This window comes from Shumkonia mesophila, from assembly GCF_026163695.1.
Taxonomy (GTDB): domain Bacteria; phylum Pseudomonadota; class Alphaproteobacteria; order Rhodospirillales; family Shumkoniaceae; genus Shumkonia; species Shumkonia mesophila.
This window is the reverse complement of sequence record NZ_JAOTID010000009.1, coordinates 38,555-56,123: the sequence shown is the minus strand read 5'-3', so window position 1 is coordinate 56,123 and position 17,569 is coordinate 38,555. Positions and strand designations below refer to the sequence as shown.

Annotated in this window: 13 protein-coding genes; 6 read left to right on the top strand and 7 right to left on the bottom strand. The window is 65.3% G+C overall.

All coding sequences use genetic code 11. The features are described from left to right. Positions 1 to 49: 49 nt before the first annotated feature. The 3 genes from ODR01_RS15305 to ODR01_RS15295 all read right to left on the bottom strand — a co-directional run bounded on the left by ODR01_RS15305 (position 50) and on the right by ODR01_RS15295 (position 2,927). Positions 50 to 1,333 carry a TRAP transporter large permease gene (locus ODR01_RS15305; RefSeq protein ID WP_316978554.1) on the bottom strand — a complete coding sequence of 428 codons (1,284 nt, stop codon included), beginning with the start codon at positions 1,331 to 1,333 and terminating at the stop codon, positions 50 to 52. A gap of 13 nt (positions 1,334 to 1,346) precedes the next feature. Then, positions 1,347 to 1,862: a TRAP transporter small permease gene (locus ODR01_RS15300; protein ID WP_316978553.1), complete on the bottom strand. Its 516-nt coding sequence runs from the start codon at positions 1,860 to 1,862 to the stop codon at positions 1,347 to 1,349. An 81-nt stretch (positions 1,863 to 1,943) separates the two neighbouring features. Further along, a complete protein-coding gene (locus ODR01_RS15295; RefSeq protein WP_316978552.1) occupies positions 1,944 to 2,927 on the bottom strand; it encodes a TRAP transporter substrate-binding protein in 984 nt (327 codons plus the stop codon). 656 nt (positions 2,928 to 3,583) lie between these two features. Here ODR01_RS15295 and ODR01_RS15290 point away from each other — a divergent pair. Continuing rightward, on the top strand, positions 3,584 to 4,318 hold the full coding sequence (locus tag ODR01_RS15290; protein ID WP_316978551.1) for a FadR/GntR family transcriptional regulator: 735 nt from the start codon (positions 3,584 to 3,586) through the stop codon (positions 4,316 to 4,318). 47 nt (positions 4,319 to 4,365) lie between these two features. Here ODR01_RS15290 and uxaC read toward each other — a convergent pair whose 3' ends face one another. Both uxaC and iolG read right to left on the bottom strand, forming a co-directional pair. Then, the gene (uxaC, locus tag ODR01_RS15285) at positions 4,366 to 5,784 is read right to left on the bottom strand and encodes a glucuronate isomerase (RefSeq protein ID WP_316978550.1); all 1,419 of its coding nucleotides are present in this window, start codon (positions 5,782 to 5,784) and stop codon (positions 4,366 to 4,368) included. Positions 5,785 to 5,906: 122 nt separating this feature from the next. Beyond that, positions 5,907 to 6,893 (bottom strand): inositol 2-dehydrogenase, encoded by a 987-nt coding sequence (gene iolG / locus ODR01_RS15280; RefSeq protein WP_316978549.1) that lies wholly within the window; start codon positions 6,891 to 6,893, stop codon positions 5,907 to 5,909. A gap of 92 nt (positions 6,894 to 6,985) precedes the next feature. Between iolG and iolD the strand changes: the two genes are divergently transcribed. The 3 genes from iolD to ODR01_RS15265 all read left to right on the top strand — a co-directional run bounded on the left by iolD (position 6,986) and on the right by ODR01_RS15265 (position 11,458). Continuing rightward, positions 6,986 to 8,911, top strand: coding sequence for a 3D-(3,5/4)-trihydroxycyclohexane-1,2-dione acylhydrolase (decyclizing) (gene iolD / locus ODR01_RS15275; RefSeq protein WP_316978548.1), 1,926 nt, complete (start codon positions 6,986 to 6,988; stop codon positions 8,909 to 8,911). Positions 8,912 to 8,915: 4 nt separating this feature from the next. Further along, positions 8,916 to 9,809 (top strand): myo-inosose-2 dehydratase, encoded by an 894-nt coding sequence (iolE, locus tag ODR01_RS15270; RefSeq protein ID WP_316978547.1) that lies wholly within the window; start codon positions 8,916 to 8,918, stop codon positions 9,807 to 9,809. A gap of 242 nt (positions 9,810 to 10,051) precedes the next feature. Further along, a complete protein-coding gene (locus tag ODR01_RS15265) occupies positions 10,052 to 11,458 on the top strand; it encodes a methyl-accepting chemotaxis protein (protein ID WP_316978546.1) in 1,407 nt (468 codons plus the stop codon). On the opposite strand, the gene ODR01_RS15260 is transcribed toward ODR01_RS15265, so the two are convergent. Then, positions 11,448 to 12,404: a M14 family metallopeptidase gene (locus tag ODR01_RS15260; RefSeq protein ID WP_316978545.1), complete on the bottom strand. Its 957-nt coding sequence runs from the start codon at positions 12,402 to 12,404 to the stop codon at positions 11,448 to 11,450. The two genes, ODR01_RS15265 and ODR01_RS15260, sit on opposite strands and share 11 nt — an antisense overlap. Positions 12,405 to 12,444: 40 nt before the next feature. Continuing rightward, complete coding sequence (gene argE, locus ODR01_RS15255) at positions 12,445 to 13,629, bottom strand: acetylornithine deacetylase (protein ID WP_316978544.1); 1,185 nt, start codon at positions 13,627 to 13,629, stop codon at positions 12,445 to 12,447. Positions 13,630 to 13,984: 355 nt separating this feature from the next. Between argE and ODR01_RS15250 the strand changes: the two genes are divergently transcribed. Next, positions 13,985 to 15,556 (top strand): ABC transporter substrate-binding protein, encoded by a 1,572-nt coding sequence (locus ODR01_RS15250; RefSeq protein ID WP_316978543.1) that lies wholly within the window; start codon positions 13,985 to 13,987, stop codon positions 15,554 to 15,556. 438 nt (positions 15,557 to 15,994) lie between these two features. Beyond that, positions 15,995 to 17,566 (top strand): ABC transporter substrate-binding protein, encoded by a 1,572-nt coding sequence (locus tag ODR01_RS15245; protein WP_316978542.1) that lies wholly within the window; start codon positions 15,995 to 15,997, stop codon positions 17,564 to 17,566. The last annotated feature ends 3 nt before the right edge of the window (positions 17,567 to 17,569 follow it).

The following is a 17,569-nucleotide window of genomic DNA, read 5'->3' as shown; positions in this document are numbered from 1 at the left end:
GGGCTCCCGGTCGCCCGGGAGCCCCTTTCGTTTGATCTGGCTGTCGCGTCTATCCGAGGAAGGTCTTCGGAATCCACAGCGTGATCGACGGCACGTAGGTAACCAGCGCCAACGCGGTCAGCATGATGAGATAGAAGGGCCAGAGCTCCTTGACCACCTTCTCCATGGTCAGGCCGCTGACCGCACACCCCACGAACAGCGTCGAGCCGACCGGCGGGGTGATCAGGCCGATGCCGAGGTTGACCATCATCAGGATGCCGAAATGCACCGGGTCGATGCCGAAAGTGGCAATCACCGGCAGCAGGATCGGCGTGCAGATGAGGATCAGGGGCGCCATGTCCATCAGGGTTCCCAGGACCAGGAACATGACGTTGATGAGCATGAGGATGACGTACTTGTTCTCGGACACCGTCAGGAAGGCCTGGGTGATGGCGCGGGGAATCTGCATCATCGCCATCAGGTAGCCGAAACCGGCGGCGAACCCGATGAGGATCATCACCATGCCGACCGTCTTGACGACCCGGTGCACCAGTTGCGGCATGTCGCTCCACTTGTAGTCGCGATAGACGAACATGGTGACGCAAAAGGCGTAAACGCAGGCTACGGAAGCCGATTCCGTGGCGGTGAAGATGCCGGACAGGATGCCGCCCAGGATGATGACGACGGTGAACAGCGCCCACAGGCCATCGCCGACGATGCGCAGCGCCTGGCGGATCGGAACCAGTTCGCCCTTCGGGTAGCCCCGGCGGTGCGCGAAGAACAGGCAGAGCGACATCAGCAAGGTGCCAAGCAGCAGGCCGGGGCCGATGCCGCCTAGGAACAAGGCCGCGATCGACACCGTGCCGCCGGTGGCGAATGAGTAGATGACGGCGTTGTGCGAGGGCGGAATGAGGATTGCCTGTACCGAGCCCGTGACCGTCACGCAGGTGGCGAAAACGCGGGGATAGCCGGCCTTTTCCATTTCCGGGATCATCACCGAGCCGATCGAAGCGGTGTCGGCGATGGCCGAGCCGGACAGGCAGCCGAAGAAAGTGGAGGCCAGAACGTTGACCAGCGACAGGCCGCCGCGGATGAACCCGACGAAAATGCGGGCCAGGTTGACCAGCCGCATGGCGAGCCCGCCTTCCGCCATGATGGCGCCGGCCAGCACGAAGAAGGGAATGGCGAGCAGCGAGAATTCGTCGACGCCATCCGAAATCTTCAACACCACCGCCTCGAGGGGCAGGTCGATGTAGACCGCGCCGGCGACGGCCGCCATGCCGAGGGCATAGGCGATCGGAACGCCGATGGTGACGAGGATTGCAAAAGTACCGAGAAGAACGAGAGGCTCCATGACCGGGTCCGATTCAATCGCCGCTTGCCGGCGTGTGGGTGGGCGAGGCGGAAGGAAAGAATTTACCTGTCCACATGCGTTCGACGATGAACAGGAACGTGATCAGGCCGCCGACGGGCAACGGCACGTAGGTGAGCCCGACCCGGATGGACGGGAATTCCGCGATGAAGTTGCCCCACGTCGCTTCACAAAGCAGGATACCGTAATAGAGGATGAACAGATTGAAGCAGACCATGAGGACCTCGGTCACCCATGCAATGGCCTTCCGCTGGACGTCCGATGCCACGTTGACAAGCAGCATCACGGAAATATGGACGCCTGCCCGATAACAGACGGCGCCGGCGAAGAACGTGAACACGATCATGACCATGATGGCGAGCGGCTCCGGCCAGCTCAGCCCCCTGTTCATGACGTAGCGCATGAACACGTTGATCGGAATGATCGTCGTCAGGACGACCAGGGACAGGCCGGCGATCCACATGCACACCGAGTAAAGCCTGTCCATGGCGGCGATATAGGCTTGCTTCATCAGAGATCTCTTCGTCGCTTTCGCAGACTGCCGGCACGAGGCCCCATCGGGCCCCGTGCCGGCCATTGAAGGTTCAGTCCGTTACTTAACCGCGTTGATGCGCTCGATCATCTTCGCATACTTGGCGCCGTACTTGTCCCACACGGGCTTCACAGCCGCCTGGAACGGAGCCTTGTCTTTGATGTAGTTGACCTCGACGCCGGGCGTCGATTTCATCTTTTCCATCGCCTCTTTGACCTTCTTGTCCCAGAGGACGCGCTCTTCCATCTGGGCTTCGCGGCCGAGCTTCTTCATCAGCTTCTGCTCGTCGGGCGTGAGCGTGTTCCACACCTTCTTCGAGAAGACGAGGATCTCGGGGATCATCAGGTGCTGAGTGAAGGAGTAGTACTTGGCGACGCTGATCAGGTTGAACGAGACATAGGACGGTTCGTTGTTCTCGGCGCCTTCGACGACGCCGGTGGCGATGCCGTTGTAGACTTCGGGCATGCCCATGGCGACGCCGGTGCCACCCAGCGAGTTCATGGTGTCCACATAGAGCGGATTGCCCATCATGCGGATCTTCAGGCCCTTCAAGTCTTCGGGCTTGTTGATCGGGCGGACTTTGTTGAACACCGAGCGGGTGCCGGCGTCCATCCAGCACAGGCCGATCAGGTTGGCCTTCGGATCGGCGGTGATCTTGTCCAGAAGCTCGGTGCCGATCTCGCCGTCGATGACCTTGCGCATGTGCGCTTCGTCGCGGAACACGAAGGGCAGGTTGAAGACGTTGACTTCGTCAACGATCGGACCGACGGGGCCGACCGAAACGCGGGTCATCGCCAGGGCGCCGAGCTGCACCTGCTCGAGGGCTTCCTTCTCGCCGCCGAGCTGCATCGCCGGGAACATCTGGACCTTGTACTTGCCCTTGGTCGCGGCTTCGAGCTTCTTGCCCAGGCTGACAACCGCCTCAACCGTCGGATACCCGAACGGATGAACGTCGCTGGCCTTCAGGATCGTCTCCGCAGAAGCCGTCGACGCCGAACCGACCATCATGGCCGCGGCGATCGCCGGAACGAAAAGTTTTCTCATCTCCATAGATGACCTCCCATTTGCCAAGTCGAAAGTAATGGAGCAGCCTCTCCGCTCCCAGGCGTTATGCCTTAACCAATCTTCTTCTTAATATGCGTGGTCTACAAGGCGATGGAATTCGGGATTGCGTCGGGCGGGCCAAGAACCTCCCTCGACGGGGCGTGTGCCTCATTCCAGCGCAATGTTCCTTATTGTCCTTCCCCGCCGCCCGGATGGCGGCACGCTTTCCCTGTCTTCATTAGGCGCCGGAAAATCCGCCGCCGCTCCCTCGATGGGCCGCCATTTTTTTGCCGGTCAGCCCTAAAGCCACAGTTCCATATCAGGAACTTTGTTCTGTATTTTTAACCTTGGCGAAAACCCGTCCCCGCGTCAAGCGTTTCCCTTGCCGCCGGCCATTCCCGCAAAATCGTCGATGGTGCAGGAATCCGCGCGAAACCACAGGGCGCGCGTCCGACGCCCCGCCGGCCGCTCCCTGGCCACCCCATCTCTTTTTCGCATTGTGCGCTCCAGCTTCCGCAGAAAGGGGAAAAGGCCGTGCCATCCCCACCGGAACGAGATATATTGGCCCTACCACTCTACCAATCGATAAAAATCCCCGCAACGGAAATATGAACGGGTATAAACGGGCAAAAGCCGCGCAGTCTAGGGGAGCATCCATGGCGTTCCAGGCCATCGAACCGCAACGCATGTACCAGCAAATCGCCAATCAGGTCGCCGGCCTGATTCAGGAAGGCCAGTTCAAGCCGGGCGAGCGGCTGCCCCCCGAACGCGACCTCGCCAAGGAATTCGGCGTCAGCCGCAACGTCGTGCGCGAGGCCATGGTCGCGCTGGAGTTGTCCGGGCTGATCGAGGTGCGCATCGGCGCCGGGACCTTCGTGCAGTCGAACCGCGAACGGCCGGTCCGATTCGCGCCGCTCCGCCAGGATGACATCGGACCGGGGCCGTTCGAACTGCTGTCGGCGCGCCGGGTGGTCGAGGGCGAAATCGCCTTCATCGCCGCTCGGACGGCCACCGACGAGCAACTGGCCAACATCCGCGAGGCCCTGATCCGCATGGAGCGGGACCCGATCCCCTACCGCATCAGCCGCAACTGGGACCGCATCTTCCATGGTCGGATCGCCGCCGCCACCAACAACACGGTGCTGGTGTCCATCGTCGACACCATGTGGAAGGCGATGCTCGACCCGATGTTCGAGATCTTTTCCGAGCACAGCCGGCTGCCGGAATACCACCGCATGACCCTGGACGACCACCGCGCCATCCTGGCGGCGCTCGACCAGCGCGACTCGGCCGGCGCCCGCCGGGCCATGGACGACCATCTGATGCATGTCGAAGGGGTGTTGTCGCAGGCCGACGAGTTGGCCATCGCCGGCGACCGCAAGCCGGCCTGACTGGCCGGCCGCGGGCGGGCTGCGATGCCCGCCCGGGTCGGCAAGGCCTAGAGCTTGTAGGCCTTCTTCGGCAGATTGTAGGCGAGGTCGACCGCCACCTCGCGGGCCTCGTCCTCGTGCAGGCGATGATCCGCCACCAATTCGGCCAGATAGGCGCAATCGACGCGGCGCGCCACGTCGTGCCGCGACGGGATGCCGAGGAACGCCCGGGTATCGTCGTTGAAGCCGACGGTGTTGTAGAAGCCGGCAGTTTCGGTGACGTTGCGCCGGAAGCGCATCATGCCCTCCGGGCTGTCGAAGAACCACCACGGCGGCCCCAGGCGCAGGCAAGGATAGGTGCCGGCCAGCGGCGCCATCTCGCGGCTTTGGGCCGATTCGTCCAGCATGAACAGGATGATGGTCAGCTTGGCTTCGTTGCCGAAGCGATCGAGCAGCGGCTTCAGGGCCCGCGTGTACTCGGTCGCGGTCGGGATGTCCGCCCCCATGTCCCGCCCGAAGGTCTTCAACAGGTAGGGGTTGTGGTTGCGCGACGAGCCGGGATGGATCTGCATCACCAGGCCGTCGTCGAGGCTCATGCGGGCCATCTCGGTCAGCATCTGGGCACGGAACAGCTCGGCTTCCTTGGCCGTGAGCTTGCCCTTGAGGACCTTGGCGTACAGCGCTTCGCAGTCCTTCTTGCCAAGGTCGGCGGTCTGTGCCGTCGGATGGCCGTGGTCGGTCGACGTGCAGCCCACGGTCTTGAAGTAGGCGCGGCGCGAAGCCAGAGCCTTGAGATAGCCGTTCCAGGTGGCGATGTTCTCGCCGCTGACGGCGCCCAGGCGGGCCAGGTTGGCGGCGAAGCCGTCGAATTCGGGATCGACCACCGGGTCGGGCCGGAAGGCGGGGACGACCCGGCCCTTCCATTTGCTCTGCTTGATCTTCTTGTGGTGCTTGAGGTCGTCGAGCGGCGAGTCGGTGGTCGACATCGCTTCGATGTTGAACCGCTCGTAGAGGGCCCGCGGCTTGAATTCGGGTTTCTTCAGGCTGGCCTGGATGGTGTCGAAAATCTTGTCGGCGGTGTCCGGCGCCAGCGCCTTTTCGATGCCGAACACCTCCTTGAACACGTGATCGGTCCACATGCGGGTCGGCGTGCCGCGGAAAAGATAGTAGTTCTCGGCGAACAGCCGCCAGATCTTGCGGGAGTCCTTTTCCACCTTCTTCTTGCCGCTCTTGGGCGCGATGCCCAGCGATTCCAGCGGGATGCCGACGCTGTAGAGCATGCGGAAGATGTAGTGGTCGGGCACGATGAACAGCGTCGCCGGATCGGGAAACGGCGTGTCGTCGGCGAACCACTGGGGGTTGGTGTGCCCGTGCGGGCTGATGATCGGCAGGTTCTTGACCTCGGCGTACAGCCGCCGGGCCACGGCGCGGGCCGTCTTGTCCGCCGGGAACAGGCGGTCTTCGTGAAGAACGAGGGGTTTGGCCATGGTTTGTCTCCTCCTCCCCTGGCGCCGCCGGCCGCGGCGTAGCGTGTGCGGGCCAGCCAGTGGCCCAACCAATCTTCTGGCGGTTTACACCAAGCCAGCGGGCCGAGGCAAGCCGTGCCCGATCACTGTTTGACCGGGCGGCCCGTCTTCAGCGATTGCGCCGCCGCGTCGGCCAGCAGCAGGGAACGCAACCCGTCCTCGACGCCGGCCATGGGCGTCGCCTTTTTTTCCAGGCAATCGAGGAAATGATCGAGTTCGATGCGGTAGGCGTCGGCATAGCGTTCGAGGAAGAAAAACATCGGCTTGTCGGTCATGACGCCGGTGCCGTCGGAAACCTCGACGGTGGTGTCGGTGCGGTTGCCGGCACGCAGCATGCCGCCGGCGCCGAAGACCTCGATGCGCTGGTCGTAGCCGTAGACGGCGCGGCGGCTGTTGGTGATCTGGCAGATGGCGCCGCTCGCCGTGGTCAGCGTCACCGCCGCGGTGTCGACATCGCCCAGCTTGCCGATGGCCGGATCGACCAGGCAGCTGCCGACGGCGAAAACCTCGGTCGGTTCTTCGGCCAGCAGCCAGCGGGCCATGTCGAGGTCGTGGATCATCATGTCGCGGAACAGCCCGCCCGACACCTTGATATAGCTGGCCGGCGGCGGACCCGGATCGCGGCTGGTGATGATGACCTGTTCCACCTTGCCGATGCGCCCGGCGCGAAGCGCCTTGTGCAGCGCCGAGAAGTTGGGATCGAAGCGCCGGTTGAAAGCGACGAAGAACAGCACGCCGGCCTTCTCGACCGCCCGCACCACCTCCTTCACCCGGGCCGAGTCGAGGTCCACCGGCTTTTCGCAGAACACCGCCTTGCCGGCCGTGCACGCCGCCTCGACCAGGGGTTTGTGGGTGTCGGTCGAGGACGCGACGATGACGGCGTCGACGTCGGCGTCGGCGAACACCGTTTCGGCATCGGCCACCACCGCGCCATGGGCCTTGGCCAAGGCCTGGGCCGCCGCCTCATCGACGTCGACGACGTACTTCAGCCGGGCGCGCGCGCTGCGCGCCACGTTGGAGGCGTGGATCTTGCCGATGCGGCCGGCACCGAACTGGGACAGGGTAATCATCGCTTCCACACCCCGGCGGTTGCGCCGGGTCCCCTAAGGATGTTTGCGGCTTGTTGCCTCGAATAAAAAACAATATTCTACTCTTCGAAAAATTGGAAAAAAATTTTCAGCGCGTCGGCGACAGGGAAAATGGGGCGGCCCGCGACGACGCCAAGGAGGCCTTCGCGATGACCACCGAGCGATTGACCATGGCCCAGGCCCTGGTGCGCTATCTGGCCGCCCAGCGGGTCGAGATCGACGGCGAGGAAGTGCCGCTGTTTGCCGGCGTCTTCGCCATTTTCGGGCACGGCAATGTGGCCGCCCTCGGCGAGGCGCTTTATGCCGCCCGCGACCGGCTGCCCACCTATCGCGCCCACAACGAGCAGGCCATGGCCCTGACCGCCGTCGCCTACGCCAAGGCCATGAACCGCCGGCGCCTGATGGCCTGCACCACCTCGATCGGACCGGGCGCCACCAACATGGTGACCGCCGCCGCCGTCGCCCACGTCAACCGCCTGCCGGTGCTGCTGCTGCCGGGCGACGTCTTCGCGGCGCGCCGGCCCGACCCGGTGCTGCAACAGGTGGAAAGCTTCGCCGACGCCACGGTGTCGGTGAACGACTGTTTCAGGCCGGTGTCGCGCTACTGGGACCGCATCACCCGGCCCGAGCAGATCCTGACCAGCCTGCCGGCGGCGATCGAGGTCCTGACCGATCCCGCCGCCTGCGGGCCGGTGACCCTGGCGCTGCCCCAGGACGTGCAGGCCATGGCCTTCGACTATCCGCAGAAATTCTTCGCGCCGCGCCTGCGCCGGCTGCGCCGTCCGGGCGCCGACGAGGGGGAACTGGCGGCCGCCGTCCAGGCCCTGCGCCGCGCCAAGCGCCCGCTGATCGTCGCCGGCGGCGGCGTCCATTACTCGCTGGCCACCGAGGCGTTGGCAACGTTTGCCGAGCGCTGCGGCCTGCCGGTCGCCGAGACCCAGGCCGGCAAGGGGGCGCTGGCGTGGGACCACCCCAACCAGGCCGGCGCCATCGGCGTCACCGGGGCGTCCGCCGCCAACACCCTGGCCGCCGAGGCCGACCTGGTGCTGGCGATCGGTACCCGGCTTGCCGACTTCACGACGGCGTCGCATTCGCTGTTCGCCGACCCCGAGGCCGTCCTGGTGCAGCTCAACGTGCAGGCGTTCGACGCCATCAAGCATGGCGCCCTGCCGCTGGTGGCCGACGCCCGGCGCGGCCTGGAGGCCCTGGGGGCGAACGTGGGCGACTGGCGGGCGCCTTCGGCCTGGACGGCCCGCGCCCGCGATCTCGCCAAGGACTGGAACATGGCGGTCGAGCGCGCCACCCGGGCCACCAACGCGCCGCTGCCCTCCGACGCCCAGGTGCTGGGCGCCGCCAATCGGGCGGCCGGCCGGCGCGATGTCGTGGTGTGCGCGGCCGGCGGCCTGCCCGGCGAACTGCACAAGCTGTGGCGCACGCCCGAGGCCGGCGGCTATCACCTGGAATACGGCTACAGCTGCATGGGCTACGAGATCGCCGGCGGCCTGGGCGTCAAGATGGCCGACCCGACGCGCGAGGTGTTCGTGCTGGTGGGCGACGGCAGCTACCTGATGATGAATTCCGAGATCGCCACCTCGGTGCTGATGGGCCGGAAGCTGATCGTCGTCGTCCTCGACAACCGAGGCTTCGGGTGCATCAACCGGCTTCAGAAAAGCGTCGGCGGCGAAAGCTTCAACAACCTGTTCTCATCGGTGCGCGCCGACGGCGAGGTGCCCGCCATCGACTTCGCCGCCCATGCCGCCAGCCTGGGCGCCCTTTCGGAAAAGGTGGCCGGGCTGGCCGATCTGGAGGCGGCGCTGGAGCGCGCCAAGGACGCGGAGAAGACAACCGTCATCGTCATCGAGACCGATCCCGTCGCCACCACCGCCGAGGGCGGGGCCTGGTGGGACGTGGCGGTCCCTGAGGTTTCCGAGCGGCCGCAGGTGCGCTCGGCGCGCGAAGCCTACGTGGCCGCGATACGGAAGCAACGAACGGGAGGATGAGGGAATGGGCGTGCGCATCGGCATCAATCCGCTGACCTGGACCAACGACGACATGCCGGAGCTGGGCGGCGAGACGCCGCTGGAGGTATGTCTGAGCGAAACACGCCAGGCCGGCTACGCGGGCATCGAGCTCGGCAACAAGTTCCCGCGCCAAGCCGACACGTTGAGGCCGATCCTAGCCCGCCACGGCCTCGCCCTCGTCTCCGGCTGGTACAGCGGCCGCCTGCTGACCCGCAGCGTCGCCGACGAAAAGAAGGAGGTGGAGGACCACCTCAGCCTGCTGGCCGCCATGGGCTGCGGCGTCATGGTGTTCGCCGAGGTCTCGGGCTGCATCCATGGCGAGCGCAAGACGCCGCTGTCGCGCCGTCCGATGCTGGCCGCCGCCGACTGGCCGGCCTTCGGCAAGCGGCTGACCGAGATGGCCAAGTATCTGGCCGGGCGCGGCCTGCGCATGGCCTTTCACCACCACATGGGCACCGTGGTGCAAAGCGCCGAGGACGTGGCCCGCTTGATGGAGCACACCGGCGATGAGGTGGGGCTGCTGCTCGACACCGGGCATTTGACCTTTGCCGGGGCCGATCCCGTGCGCATCGCCACCGACTACGCGGCCCGCGTCAACCACGTGCACTGCAAGGACATCCGTGCCGACGTGCTGGCCCGCGTGCGGGCCGAGGACTGGAGCTTCCTCAATGCCGTGCTGGCCGGAACCTTCACGGTTCCCGGCGACGGCTGCGTCGATTACGCCGCCGTGCTGGCGCCCATCGCCAAGGCCGGCTACGCCGGCTGGCTGGTGGTCGAGGCCGAGCAGGACCCGGCGAAGGCCCATCCGCTCACCTACGCCCGCATGGGCTTCGAGTATCTGAAGAAGACGGCTCCCGCCGCCGGCTTGGCGACCTAGCCGCCCGCCACCCCGTTCTGCCCTTTTTCCGGTCAACAGCTGTGCTTTTGGGCGGCTTTTGCCGTTTCCGAAGCGGTCGACCGCCGACGGACGTCGTCGCGCCAGCCCACCACCCGCGATTGACGGCCGCCCATCCCACCGGGGAACAACCATGTTGCGAAACTGTCATAATTCCAATCGGCGATTGCCCGCTAGGATGGCGCGGAACTTGCGATCCGAAGGCCGGAAAAAGGAAACGTCCCATGCTCTTCAAGAAAAGCGACCCCGGTAACGATTATACAACCCAAAGTGACGACCTGCGCACGGCCGGCGCTTCCGGCACCGCGGCGATGGAATGCCTCAAGGCCGTCGCCGAGGGCGACTACGGGCGTCGGCCGCCGGGCAGCGACGCGTTGTCCGTCCTGGTCGACACGGTGGCCGGCAGGCTGGCCGGGCAAGGCGCGCTTCAACTGGCCCGCACCGTCGAATCGTCGATGCAGGCCAGCAACGCCATGACCGCCGTCTCGTTTGCCGCTGGCGACATGCGCGAGATCGACGAGCGGACGCGAGACATTTCCGCCGCCACCGCCGAGATGGTCGCCACCATCAGCCACATCTCCGAAGCGAGTGCTTCGAGCGCCGGCCTGGCCGCCGAAACCGATGAAGGGGTTCGGGCCGGTTTGTCCTCGGTCAAGGCCGCCACCGCAGAGATGGACAGCATTTCCCGGTCGGTCGCGCAGGCCGCCGACAAGGTGGGCACCCTCGCCGGCACCTCCCAGCAAATCGGGGAGATTCTGGGCGTCATCCAGGCGATCGCCAAGCAGACCAACCTGCTGGCGCTGAACGCCACCATCGAGGCGGCGCGCGCCGGGCAGGCCGGCAAGGGGTTCGCCATCGTCGCCAGCGAAGTGAAAAGCCTGGCCCACCAGACCGCCCAGGCCACCGACGACATCCGCGAACAGATCATCTCCATCCGCGCCGTGATGGAGGAAATCACCCAATCGATGACGGCGACCGGCGCCACCGTCGAGAAGGGACAAGCCGCCATCGCCGATGTCGGGACCAAAATGGATGCTGTGGCCGATGCTATCGAGGCGGTAAGCGCGCGCATCGGCGAGACAGCTTCGGCCGCCACGGAGCAGACGGCGGCCATGGAGGAAATCTCGCGGACCGTCCACGAAATCGCCGCGATGAGCGAACGGGGTCGGCGCCACGCCGAGGGGGCGCTCGACGCCGTCGCCGCCTCGGAGAAGGTGGTCAACGACCAGTTCGCCGACCTGGAGCGTCTCAACCTGCGCCACGCCATCCTGTACCGCGCCCAGTCCGACCACTTCCTATGGAAGAAGAACCTCGCGGAAATCCTGGTCGGCCGCAGCCGCAAGGCGGCATCCTCGCTGTCCAGCCATCACGAGTGCCGCCTCGGCAAATGGTACGAAGGCATGCAAGACGCCGCCTATACCCGGCACCCGGCGTTCACCAAGCTGGAAGATCCGCACCGGCAGGTCCACCAGCACGGCAAAAAGGCCGCCGAACTGTTCCTGGCCGGCGACCGCGTCGCCGCATTGGTGGAATTTGACAAGGTCGAAAAGGCGTCGGCCGAAGTGGTCGGCCTGCTGCGCGCCATGCTCGACGACCTGGCCCGCGAGGAGGAGGTTCCCGTCAGTCGATGAAACGGCCGAAGCGCACCGCCGTCTGGCCTGGGAACAGGCGGCGCGACGGCATGACCATCACGCAATTGTCATAGGGCGTGCAGATTTCCTCCTCGCCGTCCCAGCCGATGACGGTGCCCGCCTGGGCGACGACCTCGAGCCCGAGGAAGGGCTGGGCGAAGCGGAAGGCCTGGGTCTTGATGGTCACCGGTGCCGTCACCTGGATCACCTTCTGCGGCGCCGACGGCGCGGCGGGCAGGAAGCGCAAGGCGAAGTCGCGCTTGATCATGTCGAGCGACAGCAGGAAACGGAGCGTGATTTCGCGGGCCACCTCGACACTCTTCTTCTCCCAGTGCTGGCCGCATTCGACCAGCAGGGCGTTCTTGGGGCTGCCCTCGTCGGCGAAGGCGCCATAGTCGCGCAGGCGCCGGCCGGCGGCGTGGCCGGCGTCGCTCATCACGTATTCCGGGCAGCCGAGGGTGCGCGCGAAGCGGCGGCCCTTGGCGGTGGGTCCGCACAGCATCAGGGGCGCCGTCGGGTGCTGCATGGAGTGGAGGTCGAGCAGGAAGTCGACCTGGTCGATGACGGGGCGGATCTCGCGGGCCCGTCTCAACTCGACGCTGTCGCGCGGACCGTCCAGCACGGCGGCATCCCATACCCGGTTGAAATCCTCGTCGACCCAGCGCGATGCCTCCGGCTTCCCGGGATCGAAGGTGGCGAAGGCGGCGACGTTGAGGAAGCCCAGGGTCAGCTTGCCGCGCAGCGGGCGCACCTCGTTGCGCAGCAGGAAGTCGAGCGTGATCGGCCCGCACAGTTCGTTGCCGTGGACCAGCGCGGCGACCATCACATGCGGCCCGAGGCGGCCGCTGTCCAACGTGGTGATGTAGTCGATCCCGGTGTTGCCCTTCCTGTAGGAGGCAATGTCCGGGGCCGAAATTTCGACGGGGTACGGTTGGCTTTGCGTCATGGTTTCCCTTTTCCTCCTGTTCCCCAGCCGCCGCCTCGTCCTACAGGGTTTCGCGGACGCAGAAATCGGCGACGGCGCGCATGAAGGCCTCGCCGCGGGCGACCTCGTCAAGGGTGATGAATTCGTCGGGCTTGTGGGCCTGGTCGATGTCGCCCGGTCCGCAGATCACCGTCGGGATGCCGGCCTCGGTGGCGAACAGGCCGCCCTCGGTGCCGAAGGCGACGCGTCCCGTGCGGGGATTGCCGGCAAAACGCGTGGCAAGGCGAACCACCGGGGCATCGGCCGCGGTATCGAGGCCGGGGAAGGCGCCGATTTCCTGCCAGGAAAAGCCGGTCTTGGGATCGATCGCCTTCATCAGCGGCTCCAGCGTCCGCTCGGCGTAATCCCTGACCTCGGCCAGCAGGACCTCGGGGTCGTCAGCCGGCAGCACCCGGAACTCGAACTCGAACCAGCAGTCGCGCGGCACGATGTTGAGCGCGGTACCCCCCGCGATGCGCCCGACGTGGGCGGTGGTGTGCGGGATGTCGTAGGCGCCGTCGCGGGCGCCGTCGCGCTCCAGCCGGCGGGCCAGCCCCTTGATGAAGGCGATCAGTTCGGCGGCGTATTCGACGGCGTTCACCCCCATCGGCGCCAGCGACGAGTGGCATTCATGGCCGCGCACCGTGACGCGCAGGCTCTTCTTGCCCTTGTGGCCGGTCATCACCGTCATGCGGGTCGGTTCGCCGACGATGCAGAACGCCGGTTTCACCGGCATGCGGTTGATGACCTCGAGCATCGGCCGCACGCCGATGCAGCCCACTTCCTCGTCGTAGGAGAAGGCCAGATGGATCGGCGTCTTGAGGTTGGCGGCCAGGAACATCGGCACATGGGCCAGCACGATGCCGAGAAAGCCCTTCATGTCGACGCAACCCCGACCGTAAAGCCGCCCGTCGCGCACCACGGCGGCGAAGGGATCGGACGACCATGCCTCGCCGTCGACCGGGACCACGTCGGTATGGCCCGAGAGCACGATGCCGGGCCGTCCGGCCGGGCCCACCGTGGCCAGCAGGCAGGCCTTGCCCTCCTCGTCGCCGGGAATGATCCGGCCCTCGACGCCAAGCCCGGCGAGATAGGCGTGGATGAAATCGATAATGTCCCGGTTGGGGTTGCGGCTGACGGTGTTGAAGGCGACCAGGCGGCGGATCATGTCGACGGAAAGGACGTCGGCGGAGCGAAGGTTGTTCATGGGAGCGGCTTCATGTTGTTGTTGGTCGAAACAGGCCTCTGCGGCGACTATACCGGCCGCACCAGGGTGAAACCAGCCCCGTCCGGGCCGAATCGCCCGGCTTGGCGATTCGCGGCAGCGCCATCCCGACACGGCAACGGCGGGCCATCCGCCCCGTCAAAAATTGGGCATTTTTCTGTCTCCCCGCCCAATTTTTGTCCGGCCGCCGAGAAAATATTAAAAAAAAGGCACCCGGAACGCGCGAATCGGGACAAGGCAATTGCAAAACCGGTCCCGTCCCGTCACCGTTCAGGATGTCGGGACGGGAAGCGAGACTGGCCCGGGAATTGATTGTTCCTATTGGGAGGCAAATGCTATGCGAAAACTGTTAGGCGCCATCACCGCCGCGGCAGCCGTCGCCCTGGCGGGGTTGGCCTATGCGGCTGATCTCAAGGTCGGGATCATGGCCGAGCCCAACTCGATGGACCCGCACTACCATACCCTCAGCCCCAACAACATGATGGCGACCGCGGTGTTCGACACCCTGGTCTATCAGGACGAGTTCCAGAACAAGGTCCCGGGACTCGCCGAATCCTGGAAGCAGCTTGCCCCGAACGTGTGGGAGTTCAATCTGCGCAAGGGCGTGAAGTGGCATGACGGCTCGCCGTTCACGGCGGCCGACGTCAAGTTCACCATGGGCCGCGCCGGCAACGTGCCGAACAGCCCCGGCTCGTTCGGCGTCTACACCAAGCTCCTCACCGACGTCGAGATCGTCGACGATTACACCGTCCGCTTGAAGACCAAGAACGCGTTCCCGCTCATGCCCGACTTCATGAGCGTCCTCTACATCGTCTCCAAGAAGTCCGGCGAAGGCGCCACCACCAACGACTACAACTCCGGCAAGGCGATGGTCGGCACCGGCCCCTACAAGTTCGTCGAGTGGGTCAAGGGCGACCGCATCGTCTACACCAAGAACCCCGGCTACTGGGGCCCGAAACCCGAGTGGGACAAGGTCACCGTCAAGCCGCTCACCAATACCACGGCGCGCGTCGCCGCCCTGCTGGCGGGTGACGTCGACTTCATCGAGTTCCCGTCGACCACCGACATGGCGGCCCTCAAGAAGAATCCGAAGATCACGCTGGCCCAGATCGGCTCGAACCGCCTGATCTACCTGCACCTCGATTCGGATCGCGACAAGAGCCCGTTCGTCACCGATGCCGCCGGCAAGCCGATGGACAAAAACCCGCTCAAGGATGTGCGGGTGCGCCGGGCCCTGTCGCTCGCCATCGACCGCAAGGCGATCGCCGACAAGGTCATGGAAGGCCTTTCGGTCCCCGCGGGCCAGCTCATGCCGTCGAACGTCTACGCGACGGTTCCCGACCTCAAGGCCGATCCCTACGATACCAAGAAGGCCAAGGCCCTGCTGGCCGAGGCCGGCTATCCCAACGGCTTCGGCCTCACCCTCCATGGCCCCAACGACCGCTACGTCAACGACGAGAAGGTCAGCCAGGCCGTCGCCCAGATGCTGAGCCGGGTCGGCGTCAAGACCAAGGTCGAGACCATGCCGTCGAACATCTTCTTCCAGAAGGGTTCGGCCCTGGAGTACAGCCTGTTGCTGGTCGGCTGGTCGTCGGGCACCGGTGAGCCGTCGAATCCGTTGAGGGCGCTGCTGCAGACCTACGACAAGGCCAAGGGTACCGGCTCCACCAACCGCGGCCGCTACTCCAACCCGGCATTCGACATTCTCGTCGACAAGGCGGTGAGCGCGTCGACGCGCGAGGAATGGGCCAAGGGCACGCAGGAAGCGACCAAGGTCGTCATGAACGACCTCGGCCTCATTCCCTTGCACTTCCAGGTCAACGTGTGGGCCATGCGCAAGGGGCTGACCTATAAGGCGCGGGCCGACGAGTATACGATGATCCAGAGCATCCACACCGCCAAGAAATAGCCGTCTCGGCGTTTCGAACAGCGTGGCGACCGTGCGTTCCTCCCCCCAGCCGACCGGCCGGCCGGGAGGGGCGCACGGTTCGCCCGAGCCAAGGCCACCCCCCGACCGGACGCGGCCGATTCGCCGGGTTTCCGCCCCCGGAACTCCGGCGATGACGGACGGCCGGCCGCGGATTGAGCAGGGGCCTGCCTTTCTGCCTAAATCTTGACCCGCACCCGTCAGACATGATCAAAAATGAGTCTGAAGATGGGCGGAATTGGGACAAGCCGATTGAAAAACGGATTCCGTTCCGTCATCGTTTGGAAACGTCGAGACGGGGGCGAGCGTCAAACAGAAGACAAATGGGCAACCCGTCTTCGGTTTCGGTTTTTCCCGTCATGGTGCGGCCCCGGCGACACGGGCCGCGGATCGTTTGTTTCTGCTGGGAGGCTTTTTGCGATGCGTAAAATGATTGGCATGGCAGTTGCGGCTGCCGCCATCGCGCTGGCAGGTTCGGCCTACGCCGCCGACATCAAGGTCGGCCTGTCGTCCGAACCGACGTCGATGGACCCGCACTACCACAACGTCGGCCCCAACAACATGCTGTCGAACGCGGTGTTCGACAAGCTGGTGGCCCAGGACGCGGCTCAGAACAAGGTTCCGGGCCTCGCCGAATCCTGGAAGCAATTGGCGCCCAACGTGTGGGAGTTCAAGCTGCGCCAGGGCGTGAAGTGGCATGACGGCTCGCCGTTCACGGCCGCGGACGTCAAGTTCACCATGAGCCGGGCCGGCAACGTGCCCAACAGCCCGTCGTCCTTCAAGCTGTTCACGGGTGTCCTGAGCGAGGTCGAGGTCGTCGACGATTACACCGTGCGCATGAAGACCAAGGACGCCTTCCCGCTTATGCCCGAGTACATGAGCGTCCTCATCGTCGTCTCCAAGAAGCACGGTGAGAACGCCACCACCAACGACTACAATTCCGGCAAGGCGATGATCGGCACCGGCCCCTACAAGTTCGTCGAGTGGGTCAAGGGCGACCGCATCGTCTACACCAAGAATCCGGACTACTGGGGACCGAAGCCGGAGTGGGACAAGGTCACGGTGAAGCCGATTTCCGACAACGCCGCGCGGGTCGCCGCGCTGCTGGCCGGCGACGTCGACCTCGTCGACTTCCCGTCGCCGTCGGACCTTCCCAACCTGAAGAAGAACCCCAACATTTCGCTGGCCCAGGTGCAGTCCACCCGGCTGATCTACCTGCATTACGATACCAACCGCGACAAGAGCCCGTTCATCTTCGACAATTCCGGCAAGCCGCTGGAAAAGAACCCGCTCAAGGACTTGAGGGTTCGCCAGGCGATGTCGCTGGCGATCAACCGCAAGGCGATCGCCGAGCGCGTCATGGATGGCTTGGCCGTTCCGTCGGGCCAGTTGATGCCCCCGAACGTGCTGGGCGCCATTCCGGACCGCAAGGCCGACGAGTTCAATCCCGAAAAGGCCAAGAAGCTGCTGAAAGAGGCCGGCTATCCCGACGGCTTCAAGATCACCATCCATGGCCCCAACAACCGCTACATCAACGACGAGAAGGTGACGCAGGCAATCGCCCAGGCGCTGACCCGCGTGGGCATCAAGACCGACGTCGTGACCATGCCCTCGGGCCCCTTCTTCTCGAAGGGCACCGCGTTGGAATTCAGCCTGCTGCTGGTCGGCTGGAACTCGGGCACCGGCGAGCCGTCGGACCCGCTGCGCGCCCTGGTTTCCACCTATGACAAGGCGACCGGCACCGGCGCCACCAACCGCGGCCGCTACTCCAACCCGGCCCTCGACCAGATGGTCGCCGACTCGCTCAAGGCGCCGAACCGCGAGGAGTGGGTGCGCCTCTCGCAGGGAGCGACCGCGATCGCGATGAACGATCTCGGCATCATTCCGCTCTATTTCCAGGTCAACGTCTGGGCCATGCGCAAGGGCCTCGACTACGTGGCCCGGGCGGATGAGTACACGCAGATCCAGGACATCGTGTCGAAGAAGAAGTAGGCA

Bases quoted from the DNA above. Each gene is read 5' to 3' on its own strand.
- ODR01_RS15245 (WP_316978542.1), top strand. From the start codon at position 15,995: ATGCGTAAAATGATTGGCATGGCAGTTGCGGCTGCCGCCATCGCGCTG.
- ODR01_RS15290 (WP_316978551.1), top strand. From the start codon at position 3,584: ATGGCGTTCCAGGCCATCGAACCGCAACGCATGTACCAGCAAATCGCC.
- ODR01_RS15250 (WP_316978543.1), top strand. From the start codon at position 13,985: ATGCGAAAACTGTTAGGCGCCATCACCGCCGCGGCAGCCGTCGCCCTG.
- iolE (WP_316978547.1), top strand. From the start codon at position 8,916: ATGGGCGTGCGCATCGGCATCAATCCGCTGACCTGGACCAACGACGAC.
- uxaC (WP_316978550.1), bottom strand. From the start codon at position 5,784: ATGGCCAAACCCCTCGTTCTTCACGAAGACCGCCTGTTCCCGGCGGAC.
- argE (WP_316978544.1), bottom strand. From the start codon at position 13,629: ATGAACAACCTTCGCTCCGCCGACGTCCTTTCCGTCGACATGATCCGC.
- ODR01_RS15295 (WP_316978552.1), bottom strand. From the start codon at position 2,927: ATGAGAAAACTTTTCGTTCCGGCGATCGCCGCGGCCATGATGGTCGGT.
- iolG (WP_316978549.1), bottom strand. From the start codon at position 6,893: ATGATTACCCTGTCCCAGTTCGGTGCCGGCCGCATCGGCAAGATCCAC.
- ODR01_RS15300 (WP_316978553.1), bottom strand. From the start codon at position 1,862: ATGAAGCAAGCCTATATCGCCGCCATGGACAGGCTTTACTCGGTGTGC.
- ODR01_RS15265 (WP_316978546.1), top strand. From the start codon at position 10,052: ATGCTCTTCAAGAAAAGCGACCCCGGTAACGATTATACAACCCAAAGT.
- ODR01_RS15305 (WP_316978554.1), bottom strand. From the start codon at position 1,333: ATGGAGCCTCTCGTTCTTCTCGGTACTTTTGCAATCCTCGTCACCATC.
- ODR01_RS15260 (WP_316978545.1), bottom strand. From the start codon at position 12,404: ATGACGCAAAGCCAACCGTACCCCGTCGAAATTTCGGCCCCGGACATT.